We start from the raw sequence: 17,846 nt of genomic DNA, 5'->3' as shown, positions 1-17,846 counted from the left end.
ACGTCTGTTTTTTTGAAGGCCAATACCGCTCCCGGATCGCAAGGTCCGGGAGTTTTTATTCGGCCGCTGCCCGCACCGTGCCGGATATCTGGTTGATATAGGCGCGCAATGCCGCCGGTTTGACCGGTTTGTGCTGAACCGAAATCCCATATTTTTCGGCATCGCTGCGCACTTCCGGGCTGCGATCCGCCGTCACAAGCAGGGCAGGGATCGTCTTGCCGTAAAAAGCCCGGATGAGACGGATGGCGCTGATGCCGTCGCCATCGTCCAGATGGTAATCTGCAACGATGACGTCGGGTGCTGCGGCCAAAGCGAGGAAGGGTTCCTCCAGCGTCGCTACGGAACCTGCGGGTAAAACCTCGCAACCCCACCCCGTCAGCAGCAGAGTCATGCCCTCGAGGATCTTCGGCTCGTTGTCGATGCAAAGGACGCGGACGCCCTGAAGGCGGTCGCTGGCTGCGGGATTGGTTATGCCGCCATCGGCTTTGGCCGGTGGGAGGCGGTCCGCCTCACGCGGCAGGTGGATGCGGAAGGTCGTGCCTTTTCCGGGGGTGGAAATCAGCTGTACCGGATGGTGCAGCATGCGCGAAAGCCGATCGACGATAGATAGGCCAAGCCCAAGCCCGGACGCCGTTTTTGCGCCCTCGTCCAATCGGGCGAATTCCTTGAAAACGGTGCGAAATTTGGATGAGGGGATGCCGATACCGGAGTCCGTCACCTGAATGACCACTTCGCCGCCCCGGCGGCGCGCACCGACGATCACCTTGCCCCTCAACGTATATTTGATGGCGTTGGAAACCAGATTTTGGATCAGACGCCGCAGCAGATTGGGGTCGGAGCGGACCGTGAGCGAGGTCGGCATGACGACAAGGTCGAGGTTCTTCTCCTGCGCCATTGGCGCGAAATCGGTTTCGATGCGTTTCAGCAACTCGTTCAGCGGCACCGATGTCATGCGCGCCTTCATCGAGCCGGTGTCGAGGCGGGAAATATCGAGAACCGCTCCGAGAATGGTTTCGACCGATTCCAGCGCCGAATCGATATTGTGGACGAGATCGCTTTCTCCCGATGCGCCAAGCCGCTCGACCAGCGAGGAAGAATAGAGGCGGGCGGCATTCAGCGGCTGGAGAATATCGTGGCCGGCGGCGGCGAAAAACCGTGTCTTGCCGATATTCGCCTCGTCGGCGGATGCCCTCGCTTCCGCCAGTTCGCGGTTGACGCGGGTAAGCTCCACTGTTCGCTCCGCCACGCGCTGCTCCAGCGTCTCGTTTGCCTGTTTCAGTGCCTGATCGCTCGCCACACGCTGGGTAATATCGGTGAAGGTGGCGACGATGCCCTTGTCCGGCATGGTGTTGGAGCGCACTTCGATGATGCGTTCGCCGCCCGCCAGCACCAGCGAGAAGGGCAGGTCCATGGTCAGGAAGCTGGTAATCAGCTCATTCGTGTCGCCGTCAGGCATGTCGCCGCGTTCCTGCAGCATCGAAACGATATCCGTGAGCGGTACGCCCACCTGCCCGAATTGCTCGGGCAAATCCAGAAGGGTGCGGAAGCGCCGGTTCCAGATGGTCAGCTGCTGCGAACTGTCGAAAACCGCAATGCCCTGATCCATCTGCGCCAGCGCCGTTTGCAGCATGTCCTGATTATATTGCAGGGCCTCGCTTGCCTGGTCGAGCAGCCATGCCGTATCCGCGCTGGTGTCTTCCGCCTTCTGAAGAATGATCGAGAGCACCAGACGGGCGGAAGAGGAGCCGATGGCGCTGCCCAGCAGCTGTTCGGAGAAATGGATCAGCGCCATATCCGCCGGCTGGTCGTCATTCAGCTTCCTGCCAGCCGTCTTTTCATAGGTCGCGAGTGACCGCAGCATGCGCTCCTCGCCGAGATAACGGGCGACCGCGCTTTTGAGATCGCCGACGCTGACACGGGTTTTCCAGCCGCGCGTGGCGAATTGCGATTTGGAGTGGCGCTTGACAAAAATGCCGGACTGGATGCGCTCCACCGGCCTCGGATTGCGCGAAAGCGAGCCCAGCACGAAGGCAAGGCTGTTGACGAGCAGGCTGAGAATGACCGCATTCACGAATGGATCGGCTTCAGGCCCGTTGAACACCGTGCTGCCGGAGAACAGGAAGCCGAGAATATTTGCGGCGACTTCGGAATTATCCGGCCCGCCGAAGCTGGGCAGGAACAGCAGATAGGCCCAGACGAAAAAGCCGGAAGTCAGCCCGGCGATTGCGCCGCGCGCATTGGCGCGCCGCCAGAACAGCCCGCCGAACAAAGCAGGGGCCATCTGGGCGATGGCGGCGAATGCAAGAAGGCCGATGGAGGCGAGGCCCGTGGCGCTGTCGGCGGCGCGATAATAGCCATAGCCCAGAAGCAGCACCGCAAAGATTGCCGTCCTGCGGATGTTGAGCAGCGTCTTGGCGAAGTCGTCCCGGTGCGGCGAACGGTTCAGCAGCTTCTGCCGCAGGAAGATCGGCATGACGATATCGTTGGAAATCATGATCGATAGCGCCACCGAAGCGACGATCACCATCGCAGTCGCCGCCGAAAATCCGCCGATGAAGGTGATCAGCGACACCACCGGCATCTGATGATTGAGCGGCAATTGCAGCACGTAGAGGTCGGCGTCGCCATTGGCGCCGAGTGTCAGAATGCCGGCCAGCGCAATCGGCAACACGAAGATATTGATCGCGACAAGATAGAGCGGCAGCAGGAACCCCGCCATGCGCAGCTCTTGCGGCGTGCGGTTTTCAACCACGGTAACGTGGAACTGGCGCGGCAGCAGGATGATGGCGAAGCAGGAAAGCAGCGTCATCACGACCCAGCGGCTGACGGGCGTGTGATGGGATATGGCCCGCATGGCCTGTTCGTTGTCGGAGGCCAGCTGCCACAGATGCACGGGGCCGTCGAAAAGCACGAAGAGCACATAAAAGCCGACGGTGCACATGGCGACAAGCTTGATCAGCGATTCCATCGAAATCGCCAGAATGAGCCCGTCCTGATGTTCGGTGGCGTCGGTGTGGCGGGTCCCGAACATAACGGCAAAACCCGCCATGACAATGGTGACGACCAGCGGCAGATCGAGGAAATAAAGATTGCCGCTGCCAATGCCGTAATCGCCGGGATCGACCATTGTCGCTACCGAGCTGGAAACGGCTTTCAGCTGCAGCGCGATATAGGGAATGGCGCCGACGAGAGCGATGATGGCGACGATCATCGCCACGGTGGAGTTCTTGCCGTAACGGGCGGCAATGAAATCCGCAACGGACGTCAGCTTTTCCGTTTTCGCCAGTTCGACGATGCGACGGATGATCGGCATGCCGATGGTGAAGGCAAGGATCGGACCGGTATAAATGCCGAGAAATTCCAGCCCCCTGTCTGCCGCGAGCCCCACACCGCCGAAATAGGTCCAGGAGGTGCAATAAATTGCCAGGCTGAGCGCATAAACGAACGGGCGCCCCTTGTTCGGAGCGTTTCTCTTACGGCTCTTCCTGTCCCCATAGCTTGCAACCGCAAACAGCAGCAGGACGTAAGCGAAGGCCGAACCGAATATGATCCACCCAGGAAGCACGCATCCTCCCCATGCAAGAATTCCTTGATATAAGCATAGGCGAATTCTTCGCCGTTGAGAATGAGCGCGAAATGAGCATAAAGTTCAAGGCGAGCGTGCAGAAAAACTAATAATTGCAATCCCGCGGATTCCAAATGATGCCCGGACCTTATATGGTTCCACCCGTAGGGACAGTCACATAGCTTCAGCTCGCGAAGCAGGAGAGAGGGACAATCTGAATGCTTAACGAATTTAAAACCTTCATTGCCCGCGGCAATGTCATGGATCTGGCCGTGGGTGTTATTATCGGTGCGGCTTTCAGCAAGATCGTCGATTCCGTCGTCAACGATCTCATCATGCCGATTGTCGGCGCGATCTTCGGCGGTTTCGATTTTTCAAACTACTTTCTGCCGCTGAGTTCCAATGTCAACGCCACGTCGCTCGCCGCCGCCCGCGATCAGGGCGCCGTCTTCGCCTATGGCAACTTTCTGACGGTTCTCATCAACTTCCTTATCCTTGCGTGGATCATTTTCCTGATGATCAAGGGCGTCAACAAGCTTCGTGATTCCGTTGAACGCAAGAAGGTAGAGGAAAAGCCGGCCGCTGCCCCGCCGCCGGAAGACGTCAGGCTCCTGACCGAAATCCGCGATCTTTTGAAGACGCGCTGATCCGGTTACGCCCGCCTTTATCCGCCGGCCTGTAGTGGCCGGCGGTTTCCCGTTAGCGCCGATCCATAAAGAAAATCCATGATCGCCTCACGGAATATCATGCACATGGCCGGTTCGATGCGATAAGAAGGCACCAAACGGAGTGTCTTTAATGTCCATTTTGAACAGTCTGAGTGCGCGCTCTCTGGCGGCTCCCGAGAGCGGCATCGTTGAAGTCGTGAATTATGCCCGGGGGCGGGACAATCTCCTGCCGTTGTGGGTCGGCGAGGGCGACCTGCCGAGCCCGGATTTCATCAATCAGGCCGCCATCGATGGGCTGAACAATGGCGAAACCTTCTACACCTGGCAGCGCGGCATTCCCGAATTGCGCCAGGCGCTGAGCCGCTATTATCAACGTCATTTCGCGGCGTCGCTGCCGCCGGAACATTTTTATGCGACCGGTTCCGGCATGCAGGCTATCGTGCTTGCCGTGCAGGCGCTGACCTCGCCCGGTGACGAAATGGTCTATCTGTCTCCGACATGGCCGAATATCGTCGCCGCCATCGGCGTGGCGGGTGCGAAGGCCGTTCCGGTCGGTATCGATTTCCGCGACGGCCGCTGGGATCTCGATATCAACAGGCTGGAAAGCGCGATCACGGATAAGACGAAGGCGCTTTTCATCAATACGCCTTCCAATCCCACCGGCTGGACGGCGACCCTCGACAATCTTCGTGATGTTCTGGCGCTTGCCCGCAAACACGATCTGTGGATCGTCGCCGACGAGATTTATGCGCTTTATCACTATTCCGGCAGCCGTGCGCCGTCCTTCCTTGATGTCATGGAACCGGACGACAAGATCGTTTTCGCCAATTCCTTCTCGAAGAACTGGTCCATGACCGGCTGGCGCGTCGGCTGGCTTGTCGCCCCGCCTGCCATCGGCCAGGTGATCGAGAATCTCATTCAATATTCCACCTCAGGCGTGGCACAATTCATGCAGCGCGGCGCGGTTGCCGCCCTCGATCACGGCGACGGTTTCGTCCGCGAGAATTACGAACGCGCTTTGACCTCCCGCGACATTCTCTGCGATGCGCTGATCGCGACGAACCGTGTGGAAACCCTGAAGCCCGACGGCGCTCTCTATGCCTTTCTCAAGATAGACGGCGTGACGGACAGCCGGGCCACGGCGCTTGATATCGTCGACAAGACCGGGGTCGGTCTTGCGCCCGGCACGGCCTTTGGCCCGGGAGGGGAGCTGTTTCTCCGCGCCTGCTTCCTGCGCAACCCCAGGCAGATGGAAGACGCGGCCGAACGGCTGGCATCCTATATCCTCGGCAGGTAAGCGTCGGCTTTCCGTGCCAGGGTTTCCCCTGCCGTGTCGGGATCGCGCTGCGGCAGGGAAATCGTTAACAAAATCACAGCGAAGACCTAAAACTGCAACCCCACGGCGCAACCATCGACGTGGGGCGTTTTCTGTGATATGCGCTCCTTGTTCCATTTATGAGAACATTTTCACTAATAAATAAAAAGCACTTCATTGCGCTAACCAATCGTAAGCCACCTTTCTAATGGGGCGGTGGTTTGGCCGCGTATTCGCTGTGCAAGTAATCAATGATGAAGAATTATTGGCTTTGATGAGCTCAAGAAAAGCAAACAGGGAAGTAGTGTCATGGCTGTTCTGGTCACGGGTGGGGCCGGTTATATAGGAAGCCACATGGTGTGGGCTTTGCTCGATGCCGGGGAAGAGGTCGTTGTTGTCGACCGGCTTTCAACGGGGTCGCGCTGGGCTGTTGCGCCTGCGGCGCGTTTTTACCTAGGCGATGCGGCGGACCACGCCCTGCTCGACCAGATTTTCGAAGAAAACCGGATCGAGACCATTTTCCATTTCGCAGGCTCTGTCAGCGTTCCTGAATCAATCAGCCAGCCGCTCGAATATTACGAAAACAATACGGGCACCACCCGCGCCCTCGTCGCTGCGGCGGTGAGCCATGGCATTCGCAATTTCATCTTCTCCTCGACAGCCGCCGTTTATGGAAACCAGCCCTTTGATGGTCCGGTTCCTGAGGCCGCGATCCTCAGCCCGGAAAATCCTTACGGCCTGTCGAAACTCGCTTCCGAAATCATGCTGCGCGATGTCGTGCAGGCGCATGATTTCAACTATGTGGCGCTGCGTTATTTCAATGTCGCCGGAGCCGACCCGCAGGGCCGCGCCGGGCCTTCGCCCACGGGCGTTGCGAACCTCATCAAAGTCGCCTGTGAAACGGCAACCGGTCGCCGCGACCGGGTGGAGGTTTATGGAACGGATTACCCGACCGCCGATGGCACCGGTGTTCGCGACTATATTCACGTCAGCGACCTGATTGACGCACATATGCTGGCCATGGCGCATCTGCGCGCCGGTGGCGGCACCCGCACACTCAATTGCGGTTATGGCGTCGGTTATTCGGTTCTGGAGGTCCTGCAGGCCGTGCAGCAGGAATCGGGACGCGATTTCCCGATCATCCATTGTCCGCGCCGCCCGGGCGATATTGCGGCCATGGTGGCGGATTCGTCGCGTATCCAGTCGGAACTGGGCTGGCGTCCCCGCTTCAACGATCTGGCGACAATCGTTCGCACGGCGCTTCAGTGGGAGGCCAAACGTCAGGCCCTGCAAAGCGACAGGATTCCGCCGGTGCGGCGCAAGCTGGCTGCAATAGGCTGAGCGGCCTTCGCCTTACCGTACACGGTCTTTCTTGGCGGAAGCATAGATCGCCGGCCGATCCAGTGGAGCGGCTGGGCTAAGCCAGCGATCCCGGTCAAAGAAACTGCGTGTCAGCTTCAACCCCGGCGATTGTTCGCTTGCGAGCAAAATCACGTTCAGGCGATGCGGCGCCGTTGGTTCCGGTTTTATGGAAACCGAAATACCGAAATGTTGTGCCTGATAGGGCTGCATCCGCCGTGCCGGCTCAAGCATGTCCGCCAGATCGGCCCAGCGTGTCTGTCCGATAATCAGGGTGAGCACTGCATCGAGCTTTGTCAGAACGGCCGCCCCGTCCGGTGTCTTGGGCGCAACGGCCTTCATCCTGATGGAGCGAATTTGTCCCGAGGCTTCCCCCCTGATTTCGAGAAACAGCGATGCCCGCTCGGCTGGGTCTGATGCGTTTCCTGCCGCAAGATCGGCCATGCATTCGAAATTGCGGATGTTGACCGGGCTCGCGTGCCAGCCCTGTGGGTTGGAAAAACCTGCGGCAGTAATGCGGTCGCAAAGCTCCTTGCCGGAAAGAACGAAATCGCGGGCGAAGGATGCTCTGTCGCCCAGTTGCTCGAACTTCAGCAGATGCGGCGGCAGAGAGACTTTTGGGGCCACCGGTTTCTGCCGTTTGACAGGTTTCATCTTCGGCGGTGGCTCCGCGGAGCCTGTGGTGGATGCCAGATTGAGGTAAATCACCAGGCTTTTGAGATGTTTCCTGTCATTGGCCAGCAGCACCGTCGCCCCGATGGCAAGGCAAACGGCCAGCACCGCAAACAGCAGCGCGCCATGGCTCACTCTCTTCTGCAAGCCTGCGTCCATCGCAAGACCTTAAAGGGCTGGCGGAAAAGGCGTCAGCCGGTTCTGATATGGCTTTTTCGGGCTGTCGGCAGCCCGGTGAATAAATGGTGGGAGCGGAGGCTCTGAAAATCTTATGTAATTCACCGCCGAAGTTCCCGGCGGCGCAGGTCTTATTCGCCGTTGTTCTTGGCCGTGTCCTGTCCGCCGGCGCTGCTTTCATCGTCCGCGACCGGAATGGCGTAAGAGCCGTTCAACCAGCGGGCAAGATCGAGCGAGCGACAGCGATCCGAACAGAAAGGGTAGTCTTCGCGCGTCGAGGGCCGCCCGCATTCCGGGCATGGCTGCGATTTGCGAAGCGGTGTGACGGTTCCAGCGCTTTCATTGGTGGACTTTGCCATGGCCTATCCTTCGAGCCAGCCCGAAGTCACTTCAAATCCTTCTCCAGAAAGAAGCGACATGGTTTCATAAAGCGGCAGACCGACGACATTGGTATAGGAGCCGGTCAGTTTCTGTACGAATGCGCCGGCAATGCCCTGGATGCCATAGGCTCCCGCTTTGCCGCGCCACTGGCCTGAGGCGATATAAGCGTCGATCTCGCGCGTGGAGAGGCGCTTGAAGCGCACCTTTGTCTCCGCCACCTTCTGCCGGATCTTGCCACCGGGGGTCACAAGACAGATGCCGGTATAGACCCAATGGCTGCGCCCCGAGAGAAGATGCAGCGCCGCCGAGGCCTCTTCCGTATATTCCGCCTTGCCGACGATGCGGCGACCGACGGCGACCACCGTATCGGACCCCAGAACATAGGCGTCTTTCCACGCCTGCTCGTTCTTCAACGCCGCCTGCGCGGCTTCCGCCTTCTGCAATGACAGACGGCGGCAGAGCGTGCGCGGGTGCTCGAGCTTGGCCGGCGTCTCGTCAATATCCATCGGCATCAGACGTGCAGGCTCGATGCCGATCTGATGCAGCAGCTCCAGACGCCGCGGCGAGCCGGATGCCAGAACGAGCTTTTGTTTTGAATTGGTCATTGCGCTGCCCGGGCGTCCGATGCGGAAGGTGGATTACTTGAAGCGATAGGTGATGCGGCCCTTGGTGAGGTCGTAAGGCGTCATTTCGACCAGTACCTTGTCGCCGGCCAGAACGCGGATACGGTTCTTGCGCATGCGGCCCGCCGTGTGGGCGATGATTTCGTGGTCGTTCTCAAGCTTCACGCGGAATGTTGCGTTCGGCAGCAATTCGGTTACGATGCCCGGGAATTCAAGGACTTCTTCTTTTGTCATGTAAGGGTTTTCTTCCTGTTGATAGTGCCGGACATATCGAGTCCGGGAAAATTGCGCGGAAACTACACAATCCCGGCACATTTGTGAACCTCTAAAGCATCGGCTTGGAAATCGCGATTGATTTTAACAGGCCGGGCAAGTTTTCAGTCTTTTGAAAGCGTATCCGCCACTGGCTGCTGCCGCCTCGGCAGTCGTTCCGAGATCAACCTTGCCAGATGGTCCCGCACCTCGCGATAGGCGTCGAGGATCTGCTCGCGCGTGCCTGTGATCACCGTCGGGTCCATGGTTGGCCAATAGACCACGTCCAGTGAGTTCGAGCGCGTCAGTTCCAGTGCGGCATGATGGGCTTCGGGTGTCAATGTAATGATCAGATCGAAAAAATCATCCTCGATCTCGTCAAGAGTGCGTGGTTTGTGCTTGCCGAGCGAAAATCCCTGTTCTTCCAGCACAGCATCCACGAAAGGATCGCGCTCGCCGGCCCGCACGCCTGCCGACTGTATATAGATGCCGGGCGCCACCAGCCGTTTGGCGATGACCTCCGCCATTGGAGAACGGATGGAGTTCATGCCGCACATGAAGAGGACCGATTTGGGCGGTCGCCCCTCGTTTGGTGCTGCGGCAGGATCGATCATCTCTAACCCCGCCAATAAAGCACACAGACAAGGGTGAAGAGGCGGCGCGCCGTGTCGAAATCTATCCTGATCTTGCCCGAAAGCCGGTCCATCAGCGTCTGCGAGCCGTCATTGTGAATGCCGCGCCGGCCCATGTCGATAGCCTCGATCTGGCTCGGCGTAGAGGAGCGGATCGCCTCGTAATAGCTTTCGCAGATCAGGAAATAATCCTTGATGATGCGGCGGAACGGCGTCAGCGACAGAATATGGGTCGCGACATCCTTCTCGTCTTCGGTGCGGATTGAGAAAACCAGCTTGGAATCGACCAGCGATATATGCAGCCGATAGGGGCCGCCATCATGGCCGAAGGGTTCGAAGCTGTTTTCTTCAATCAGATCGAAAATGGCGACGGCGCGTTCATGCTCAACGTCGGGCGTGGACCGGCCGATGCTGTCGTCCAGTACCACGTCGCAGAGCCGGAAATCGCCTGAAGCCATCGCTTAACTTTCCGGATTGAGGCGAATTGAGACCGAACGCGCATGCGCATCCAGTCCCTCGGAGCGGGCAAGGGTGATGGCTGCGGGCGCAAGCTGTCGCAACTGCTCCAGCCCAAGCCGCAGGATCGAGGTGCGCTTGACGAAATCCAGCACCGAGAGGCCAGAGGAGAAGCGCGCCGACCGTGCCGTCGGAAGCACGTGGTTGGAGCCGCCGACATAATCGCCGATCACTTCCGGCGTATGGCGTCCGACGAAGATCGCACCCGCATTGCGGATGTGGGCCATCAGCGTATCCGGGTCATCGACGGCAAGTTCCAGATGCTCGGCGGCGATGCGGTTGGCGAGCGGAATGGCGTCGGCGAGATTTTCGACCAGAATGATCGCGCCGAAATCGGCCCAGCTTGCCGCCGCCGTCTCGGAGCGCGACAGGCGCTTCAGCTGCCGCTCGACGGCGACTTCAACGGCCTTGCCGAGTTCGGCGTTGTCGGTGATGAGGATGGATTGCGCGCCGCGATCATGCTCCGCCTGCGCGAGAAGATCGGCGGCCAGCCAGTCAGGGTCGTTATCCTTGTCGGCGATGACAAGCACTTCGGAGGGGCCGGCGATCATGTCGATGCCGACGGTGCCGAAGACCTGGCGCTTGGCGGCCGCCACATAGGCATTGCCGGGGCCGACGATCTTGGCGACCGGCGCGATGGTTTGCGTACCATAGGCAAGTGCGGCGACGGCCTGCGCGCCGCCGATGCGATAGATTTCCTCGACGCCCGCAATACGCGCCGCAGCCAGCACCGCCGGATTGACCGCGCCACCATTGGCCGGCACGACCATGACGATGCGCTCCACACCTGCAACCTTTGCCGGCACCGCGTTCATCAGGACGGAGCTTGGATAGCTGGCGGTGCCACCCGGCACATAAAGGCCGACGGCCTCGATGGCGGTCCAGCGCGAGCCTAGGCCTACGCCGATTTCGTCCTCGTAAATGTCGTCCTTCGGCATCTGCCGCGCATGGTGTTTTTCGATGCGCCGGGCCGCGAGTTTGAGGGCTTCGATCACGCTGCTGTCGACGGCGGCAAAGGACGCGTCGATCTCGTCCGCCGTGACACGCATCGAAACCTTGGTGAAATCGATACCGTCGAATTTCTGGGAATAATGGGCAAGGGCCGCATCGCCGCGATGGCGGACATCGTCGATGATGTCGCGAACGGTTGCGTTGACGTCTTCGGAAACTTCTCTCTTGGTTGTCAGGAAGGTCGCGAATTTCTGTTCGAAATCAGCCGATGCCCGCTCCAGCCAGATTGCCACACCATTACCCTTTCATAGTCCCCGCGGGTGGACCCGCGAGGTGCACGAACTCACCGCAGAAAAATTGCGGCTCTGGTATGTGGCATAAATCGAAACGGTGACGAAAGGCAACCGTTGCAATGGCGCGGTGTGCTTATTCGCTGTCTGGATGATGCGGTTTGGCAGCCGTTTCCCATGCACCGCTCACATCGGTCAATTGCGCCTCGATGCATTCGACATCAAGAGCGATGGTGCCGCCGCCGGAAAGCGCCAGTTCCACAAGGCCATCAGGGCCTTCGCCGTTTGGTTTGAAGCGCATCGCAAGAAGCGAAAGCACCTGCTCCCTGTCGGCAAGATTGATTGACTGCGAGCGAACGGCGGAGACGCGTTTCAGGAAAACGACGCTACGGCAGCGTTCCGGCGGCAGGTTCTTTTTGTCAGTGCTTTCCCAGACGAAACGGTTGGCGGAAAGCGTGAATTGGCCATGCTTCGGCTCGAAGGCGACATCCTTCAGCTTGAAGACACTGTCCTGCATATGCGTCGAAATGACGGAGAGATCTTCAGTATCCAGCGCGAGTAATTTCAGGCCGCTCATCTTTTTCTTCCTTCTTCTGCGGTGCGGACCGCTATTTCCATGACTTACATTGGAAATAGGCAGTCCGGGCCCACTCTGCAACGGGTAGAAAACGGATGAGCGGCGAAGACAGGATCAATCGCTGACGCGTTCGACCAGCGCACCGCAGCGGTTGAGCTTTTCCTCAAGGCGTTCGAAGCCGCGATCCAGGTGGTAGACGCGCGACACCATGGTTTCGCCTTCCGCCACGAGGCCGGCAATGACCAGCGATACGGAAGCGCGCAGGTCGGTCGCCATGACAGGCGCGCCCTTCAGGCGGGAGACGCCTTCGATGCGGGCCATCTGGCCGGAAAGCGAAATCTTCGCACCGAGACGGGCGAGTTCCTGCACATGCATGAAGCGGTTTTCAAAGATGGTTTCGGTGATGTGGGAGACGCCCTGCGAACGGGTCATCAGCGCCATGAACTGCGCCTGCAGATCGGTGGGGAAGCCGGGGAAGGGCTCGGTGACGATATCGACCGGCTGGATGCCGTTGCCGTTGCGCACGACGCGAAGGCCTGTCTCCGTCTCGCTGATCGTGGCGCCTGCAAGCCTGAGCGTATCGAGCGCGTTATCGAGCAGCGCTGCGCGCGTGCCTTCCAGCACCACGTCTCCGCCGGTCATTGCAACCGCCATGGCATAGGTGCCGGTTTCGATACGATCCGGCAGAACGCGATGGCGCGCGCCGGAGAGAGAGGTAACGCCTTCGATGGTGATGGTGGAGGTGCCGGCGCCTTCGATCTTCGCACCCATGGCGATCAGGCAATGGGCCAGATCGACCACTTCCGGCTCGCGCGCGGCGTTGTGGATGACGGTGGTGCCGCGGGCGAGGCTTGCCGCCATCAGCATCACATGCGTCGCGCCGACGGAGACTTTCGGGAAGGTATAGACAGCGCCGATCAAGCCGCCCTTGGGAGCGGTGGCGTTGATGTAGCCGCCGTCGATCTCCATCGTTGCGCCGAGCGCCTCAAGTCCCTCGATGAACAGGTCGACCGGGCGCGTGCCGATGGCGCAGCCGCCGGGCAGGGAAACGCGGGCGCGGCCCTCACGCGCCAGAAGCGGGCCGATGACCCAGAAGCTTGCGCGCATCTTGGACACCAGCTCGTAAGGGGCGGTGGTATCGACAATGGTGCGGCAGGTGAAGTGCACGGTGCGGGAATAGGCCTCGCCCTGGCTTTCGCGGCGACCGTTGACGGAAATATCGACGCCGTGATTGCCAAGAATGCGGATGAGCTGCTCCACGTCCGCCAGATGCGGCACATTTTCGAGCGTCAGCGTGTCGCTGGTCAGAAGCGATGCGATCATCAACGGCAAGGCGGCGTTTTTTGCGCCGGAGATGGGGATGACGCCGTTGAGCTTGTTGCCACCCGTAATTCTGATGCGATCCATGCGTCCCTACGGGCCTGTGCCCGCCTTTCTATCGTGCCTTGCGGAAAGGCGTCTCCTTAGACGAGTTTCCGCGGCGTTTCAATTTTATGCTGGTGAATTCTCTATGAGGATGATTCGTCCGTTTTTGCGGCAGGCAGGCCAATCGTCTGGTCTTCTTCGCCTGCGCGGCGCGCACGAACCTGCTGTTTGCGCTTCAAAAGGTTTTCACGAAGCTTCTTCGCCGCCCGTGCCTTGCGTTCCGCCTCGCGCTGCCGCGCCTTTTCGCCGGGCCCTGCCTGCGGCTTACCCTCGGCCACCGGGGCGGATGCTTCTGCGGAAGCGCCGGCGAAAAGCGCTGCCTTTGCCTGTTTGTCATGATGTTCGTTCATAGAGTGAGCAATATCTGAAAAATGCATTTTTCAACAGGGGGCACGCTTTTTTGCCCCGCTGGATGAAGAATATCGTTTTGCGACTTGCGCTCGTCAAAAACCTATGGCAATAGGCCGCCACGCTTGATGCTGAAGCAAACGCTTCGGCACCGGATGCTGCTATAGCTCAGGGGTAGAGCACTCCCTTGGTAAGGGAGAGGCCGAGAGTTCAAATCTCTCTAGCAGCACCATTTCTCTCCAAAGTTTCAAATGTTTATGTGGTTTTTGAACCGGTCGCCTGCGGCTGCACGATCCATGCGTGCGCCACGCAGTTAGCGGCAAATGGAAAACCGCGCCCCTTGCGAAGCGCGGTTTCCGTATCCGAATATTCTGTTGCTGCCAGAGCGGGACGAAACCGCCCGTAGCCATCGGGCGCCGCTTACTGACGGAATAGCGACAGGATATTTTCGGAACTGGTATTGGCGATGGAGAGCGACTGGATGCCCAGCTGCTGTTGTGTCTGCAATGCCTTGAGGCGTGTTGATTCTTCGTTCATGTCCGCATCCACCAGGCGGCCGATGCCGCTGTCGATGGAGTCGGTGAGCTTGGAGATGAAATCTTCCTGCAGGCCGATGCGCATCTTGATGGAGCCGAGGGCGGAGGAGGCGCTGCTTAGAGACTGAAACGCGGTTTCGACATCGGTGAGAAGATTGCCGATCGTGTAGGTTGGCGGCGTTGCGCTATCGAAAAGTTTGAGATCGATGCTCCATACGGAAATGCCCGAGGCTACTCCGGCCTCTCCGATGATGCCTTTTGTGGTGTCGAGCGTTGCGGGCGTGCCGGTCAGTCCAAAAATCACATTGGGTGTTTCTGTCGCGGTCGTCGTATCGACAAGCGTATAGTCGGTTTTCGTAACGTTGACGGAACCGCTGCCGTCACGGACAAAGCCGGAAACGACGGTCTTTGCGCCGGTGCCCAGCAACCAGTTTTCGCCGCTGAAAGACGCGCCCTGCGCAATCGATTCCAGCTGCTTTTTCAGTTGGTCGATTTCTTCCTGGATCTTTGTCTTGTCGACGCCCTCTTCGGTTGCCGCAACGATTTTCGATTTGATTTCTTTCACGACTTCGACGGCGCTTTCCATTGCGGAGTAGGCGACATCAATCTTCGCCGCACCGAGTCCAAGTGCATCCTGTACTGCGGAAAGGGCCATGTTGTCCGAACGCATGGTGGTCGCGATCGACCAGTAAGCGGCGTTGTCGGAAGCGGTTTTGACGCGCAGCCCCGAAGATACTCTGGATTGTGTTTCTTCGAGCTGGCCGCTGATTGCACGCAGTGTCTGAAGCGCCGACATGGCGGCGGTGTTTGTCAGAATACTTGTCATAATTGCCCCTCTGAGCTGGCTAAATTGGGAAGGGACATTCCGGGATCGCCGGAAACGACTGAGCGGCGTGATGCCTGTTAACCTCTTTTTCGTCTTGGTTAACGAGTCGTTTCGATGCGCTGATTTAGCCGTGATTTGGTTAATGAACTCTTAATCAAAAAATCTCTTAATTTTTCGGGTCCATTGGACAAACAAAAACCGCGCCTTTCGGCGCGGTTGATTTTTTCGCTTTCGGTCTTCGATTAACGGAAGAGCGAAAGGATGCTTTCGGAGTTGCTGTTGGCAATCGAGAGAGCCTGAACGCCGAGCTGCTGCTGGGTCTGCAGGGCCTTGAGGCGGGTGGACTCTTCGTTCATGTCAGCGTCCACGAGGCGGCCGACGCCCTTGTCGATGGAGTCGGACAGCTTGGAAGCGAAATCTTCCTGCAGGCCGATACGCATGGAGAGCGAACCGAGCTTTGCAGCGGCGCTGGTCATTGCCTTGAGCGAGTTTTCAACCAGCGTCAGGGCTTCTGCCATGTTGGTGGCGCGGTCTGCGGCTGCGTACTGGGTGATATCCAGCGTGTAGACCGACTGGGCGGCAACCGTCGTGAACGTGCCGACAGTGCCGAGAATGCCGGTCGTGTCCGGAACGCCTGCCGAGTCGACCGAGCCGAAGAGCGTATTGCCGGTAGCGGTGCTGTCGAGGGCGTATTTCGTGGTCGTGACGTTAACGGCGCCACCGGTGGAGCGAACGAAGCCGGCAACGACCGACTTGTCCGGGGCCGTGCCGGGCGTTGCTGCGCCGAGGGTTGAAGCGCCTACCAGCCAGTTTTCGCCGTAGAAGGATGCGCCCTGTGCGATCGATGCGAGCTGCTTCTGGAGCTGGCCGATTTCTTCCTGAACCTTGGTGCGGTCGACGCCTTCTTCCGTTGCCGTGACCAGCTTTGCCTTGATTTCCTTCACGACTTCGATTGCCGATTCCATACCGGCAGAAGCGGTGTCTACCTTGGCGGCGCCGAGGCCGAGAGCGTCGGAAACCGAGGAAAGCGCCATGTTGTCGGAGCGCATGGTGGTCGCGATCGACCAGTAAGCAGCATTGTCCGCAGCTTCGCCGACGCGAAGGCCGGAGGAAACGCGTGCCTGGGTGGATTCCATGTTCTGGCCGATAGAGCGCAGGGTCTGGAGCGCAGACATTGCTGCGACATTCGTGATAATGCTCGTCATAGTAGTGTGCCCCTTGAATGGCTGATTAAAGAAGGGACATTCCGGTTTCACCGGGAACGGCGTACAGCATCATGCCTGCTAACTGGCTGATTTTTAACGTTAGCTCGCCGTTTCGATGAGCATTAGGTAACGCGGGTTTGGTTAATGAATTGATAAGCGTGGAAAGAAATTCATCCCCGGCAAATTTAAAATTGCAACCCTCGCGCGCACGCGCGCGTATCCCCGAAAGTTTAAGAAAAAGATAAGGCCGCATCCGTTTCCGGATGCGGCCTCATGCATGCATTCAGTCCGATTCAGCCTTTCGGACCTTTATGCTTTCTATCCCAATCTGCGTTCGGTCAGCCCCCGTTTGCTTATGGGAAGAAATGGATCCCCCAGCCCCGAAGGGCTATGAGAAGCTCGGCTCTTAGCGGAAGAGCGACAGAATGTTCTGCGAGTCGCTGTTGGCGATCGACAGAGCCTGGATTGCCAGCTGCTGCTGCGTCTGCAGAGCCTTCAGCTTGGTGGACTCTTCGTTCATGTCGGCGTCGACGAGGCGGCCAATGCCCTTTTCGAGGGAGTCGGAGAGCTTCGTTGCGAAGTCCTGCTGCAGGTCGATACGCATGGAAACAGAGCCGAGCTTGGCGCCAGCGCTCGTCATCGCCTTCAGAGCGGTTTCGACGGTGCTGAGGTTGGTTGCGACGGTTGCATCGGTCGTCGTCGCGTCCATGTCCGCCAGAGCGTAGGAGGCGCCCAGAATACCGCCGGTGCCGGCAGCAGCTTCGAACAGTACGTTGGTTGCCGAAAGTGTATAAGCCGTCGTCTTAACGGACGTCGTGCCGTCAGCAGCACGGACAAAGCCGGAAACCACCGTTTTGTTCGCGGAGCTGAGATCATTGAGCAGCCAGTTTTCGCCGTTGAACGAACCGCTTTCTGCGATCGAAATAAGCTGCGACTTCAACTGGGTGATTTCTTCCTGGATCTTGGCGCGGTCCGCAGTCTGCTCGCTGGCGGCAACGTACTTGTTCTTGATTTCCTTCACGACGTCGATAGCAGCTTCCATGCCTGCATAGGCCGTGTCTACTTTCGCAGCGCCGAGGCCGAGGGCGTCCTGAACGGCACCAAGAGCTTCATTGTCCGAACGCATGGTCGTTGCGATCGACCAGTAAGCAGCGTTGTCGGAAGCCGAGCCAACGCGCAGACCGGAGGAAATGCGGCCCTGCGTGTCTTCCATGTTGGAAGCAATCGAGCGGAGAGTCTGGAGAGCGGCGGTTGCGCCGACATTGGTGAGAATGCTTGCCATAATAAATGTGTCCCTTGTTTTTACGAGATACTGGAGTGGGGACATTCCGGACTTGGTATTACCGGTCACAACGTTTCGGCTTCATGCCACTCGGTCCAGAAATTCTTAGTTTCGGAAACCAAACCCGCTGCGTGTGATTGGAATTTCGCAGCGAAAAATTGCGCAATTATTAATTTGAGCGCCAAGAAATACTGGAAAATACTTATGGTTACTGAGTTGTTTAGTTAAATGGTGATTTTTTTGTTT

General features: G+C 58.7%; 18 protein-coding genes and 1 tRNA gene. 4 read left to right on the top strand and 15 right to left on the bottom strand.

The genetic code is table 11. The features are described from left to right. Nucleotides 1-55: 55 nt before the first annotated feature. A complete protein-coding gene (locus AGR1_RS10975; protein WP_149146913.1) occupies nucleotides 56-3,565 on the bottom strand; it encodes a hybrid sensor histidine kinase/response regulator in 3,510 nt (1,169 codons plus the stop codon). Between the two features lie 218 nt (nucleotides 3,566-3,783). Here AGR1_RS10975 and mscL point away from each other — a divergent pair, with 218 nt between their 5' ends. From mscL to galE, 3 genes are all read left to right on the top strand, one after another. After that, complete coding sequence (gene mscL, locus AGR1_RS10970) at nucleotides 3,784-4,212, top strand: large conductance mechanosensitive channel protein MscL (RefSeq protein WP_080791394.1); 429 nt, start codon at nucleotides 3,784-3,786, stop codon at nucleotides 4,210-4,212. A 151-nt stretch (nucleotides 4,213-4,363) separates the two neighbouring features. Further along, nucleotides 4,364-5,530, top strand: a complete 1,167-nt coding sequence (locus AGR1_RS10965) for a pyridoxal phosphate-dependent aminotransferase (protein WP_080791393.1) — start codon at nucleotides 4,364-4,366, stop codon at nucleotides 5,528-5,530. A gap of 327 nt (nucleotides 5,531-5,857) precedes the next feature. Continuing rightward, nucleotides 5,858-6,889: a UDP-glucose 4-epimerase GalE gene (gene galE / locus AGR1_RS10960; protein WP_149146912.1), complete on the top strand. Its 1,032-nt coding sequence runs from the start codon at nucleotides 5,858-5,860 to the stop codon at nucleotides 6,887-6,889. Nucleotides 6,890-6,901: 12 nt separating this feature from the next. Here the strand turns inward: galE and AGR1_RS10955 are convergent, their stop codons facing one another. The 10 genes from AGR1_RS10955 to AGR1_RS10910 form a co-directional block, all read right to left on the bottom strand. Beyond that, on the bottom strand, nucleotides 6,902-7,738 hold the full coding sequence (locus AGR1_RS10955; RefSeq protein WP_187772115.1) for a DUF6030 family protein: 837 nt from the start codon (nucleotides 7,736-7,738) through the stop codon (nucleotides 6,902-6,904). A gap of 149 nt (nucleotides 7,739-7,887) precedes the next feature. Continuing rightward, complete coding sequence (gene yacG / locus AGR1_RS10950; RefSeq protein ID WP_149146911.1) at nucleotides 7,888-8,115, bottom strand: DNA gyrase inhibitor YacG; 228 nt, start codon at nucleotides 8,113-8,115, stop codon at nucleotides 7,888-7,890. A 3-nt stretch (nucleotides 8,116-8,118) separates the two neighbouring features. Beyond that, nucleotides 8,119-8,742, bottom strand: coding sequence for a Maf-like protein (locus tag AGR1_RS10945; protein WP_080791390.1), 624 nt, complete (start codon nucleotides 8,740-8,742; stop codon nucleotides 8,119-8,121). A 33-nt stretch (nucleotides 8,743-8,775) separates the two neighbouring features. Continuing rightward, nucleotides 8,776-8,994: a translation initiation factor IF-1 gene (gene infA / locus AGR1_RS10940; protein WP_003503453.1), complete on the bottom strand. Its 219-nt coding sequence runs from the start codon at nucleotides 8,992-8,994 to the stop codon at nucleotides 8,776-8,778. A gap of 143 nt (nucleotides 8,995-9,137) precedes the next feature. After that, nucleotides 9,138-9,626, bottom strand: a complete 489-nt coding sequence (locus AGR1_RS10935) for a low molecular weight phosphatase family protein (RefSeq protein ID WP_149146910.1) — start codon at nucleotides 9,624-9,626, stop codon at nucleotides 9,138-9,140. 2 nt (nucleotides 9,627-9,628) lie between these two features. Continuing rightward, on the bottom strand, nucleotides 9,629-10,102 hold the full coding sequence (locus AGR1_RS10930) for a UPF0262 family protein (RefSeq protein ID WP_137409753.1): 474 nt from the start codon (nucleotides 10,100-10,102) through the stop codon (nucleotides 9,629-9,631). A gap of 3 nt (nucleotides 10,103-10,105) precedes the next feature. Further along, complete coding sequence (gene hisD, locus AGR1_RS10925; protein ID WP_149146909.1) at nucleotides 10,106-11,404, bottom strand: histidinol dehydrogenase; 1,299 nt, start codon at nucleotides 11,402-11,404, stop codon at nucleotides 10,106-10,108. A gap of 133 nt (nucleotides 11,405-11,537) precedes the next feature. After that, the gene (locus AGR1_RS10920; protein WP_080791387.1) at nucleotides 11,538-11,978 is read right to left on the bottom strand and encodes a DUF2948 family protein; all 441 of its coding nucleotides are present in this window, start codon (nucleotides 11,976-11,978) and stop codon (nucleotides 11,538-11,540) included. Between the two features lie 114 nt (nucleotides 11,979-12,092). Next, complete coding sequence (gene murA, locus AGR1_RS10915; protein WP_080791386.1) at nucleotides 12,093-13,385, bottom strand: UDP-N-acetylglucosamine 1-carboxyvinyltransferase; 1,293 nt, start codon at nucleotides 13,383-13,385, stop codon at nucleotides 12,093-12,095. Between the two features lie 101 nt (nucleotides 13,386-13,486). Continuing rightward, a complete protein-coding gene (locus tag AGR1_RS10910) occupies nucleotides 13,487-13,753 on the bottom strand; it encodes a hypothetical protein (RefSeq protein WP_149146908.1) in 267 nt (88 codons plus the stop codon). 155 nt (nucleotides 13,754-13,908) lie between these two features. Between AGR1_RS10910 and AGR1_RS10905 the strand changes: the two genes are divergently transcribed. Beyond that, nucleotides 13,909-13,983: transfer RNA gene (locus tag AGR1_RS10905), tRNA-Thr, on the top strand. Nucleotides 13,984-14,171: 188 nt separating this feature from the next. On the opposite strand, the gene AGR1_RS10900 is transcribed toward AGR1_RS10905, so the two are convergent. From AGR1_RS10900 to AGR1_RS10885, 4 genes are all read right to left on the bottom strand, one after another. Then, nucleotides 14,172-15,113, bottom strand: a complete 942-nt coding sequence (locus AGR1_RS10900) for a flagellin (protein WP_080791384.1) — start codon at nucleotides 15,111-15,113, stop codon at nucleotides 14,172-14,174. A 242-nt stretch (nucleotides 15,114-15,355) separates the two neighbouring features. Beyond that, nucleotides 15,356-16,318 (bottom strand): flagellin, encoded by a 963-nt coding sequence (locus tag AGR1_RS10895; RefSeq protein ID WP_080791383.1) that lies wholly within the window; start codon nucleotides 16,316-16,318, stop codon nucleotides 15,356-15,358. A 25-nt stretch (nucleotides 16,319-16,343) separates the two neighbouring features. After that, entirely contained in the window at nucleotides 16,344-16,571 is a 228-nt protein-coding gene (locus AGR1_RS10890) for a hypothetical protein (protein WP_187772114.1), read from the bottom strand. Nucleotides 16,572-16,724: 153 nt separating this feature from the next. Then, on the bottom strand, nucleotides 16,725-17,600 hold the full coding sequence (locus tag AGR1_RS10885; RefSeq protein WP_080791382.1) for a flagellin: 876 nt from the start codon (nucleotides 17,598-17,600) through the stop codon (nucleotides 16,725-16,727). Nucleotides 17,601-17,846: the final 246 nt, after the last annotated feature.

The organism is Agrobacterium sp. B1(2019), from assembly GCF_008274755.1.
In the GTDB taxonomy this organism is placed as follows: Bacteria; Pseudomonadota; Alphaproteobacteria; order Rhizobiales; family Rhizobiaceae; genus Agrobacterium; species Agrobacterium salinitolerans.
Note: the sequence above shows the minus strand (reverse complement) of the source record. Positions and strands in the feature narration are given on the sequence as shown.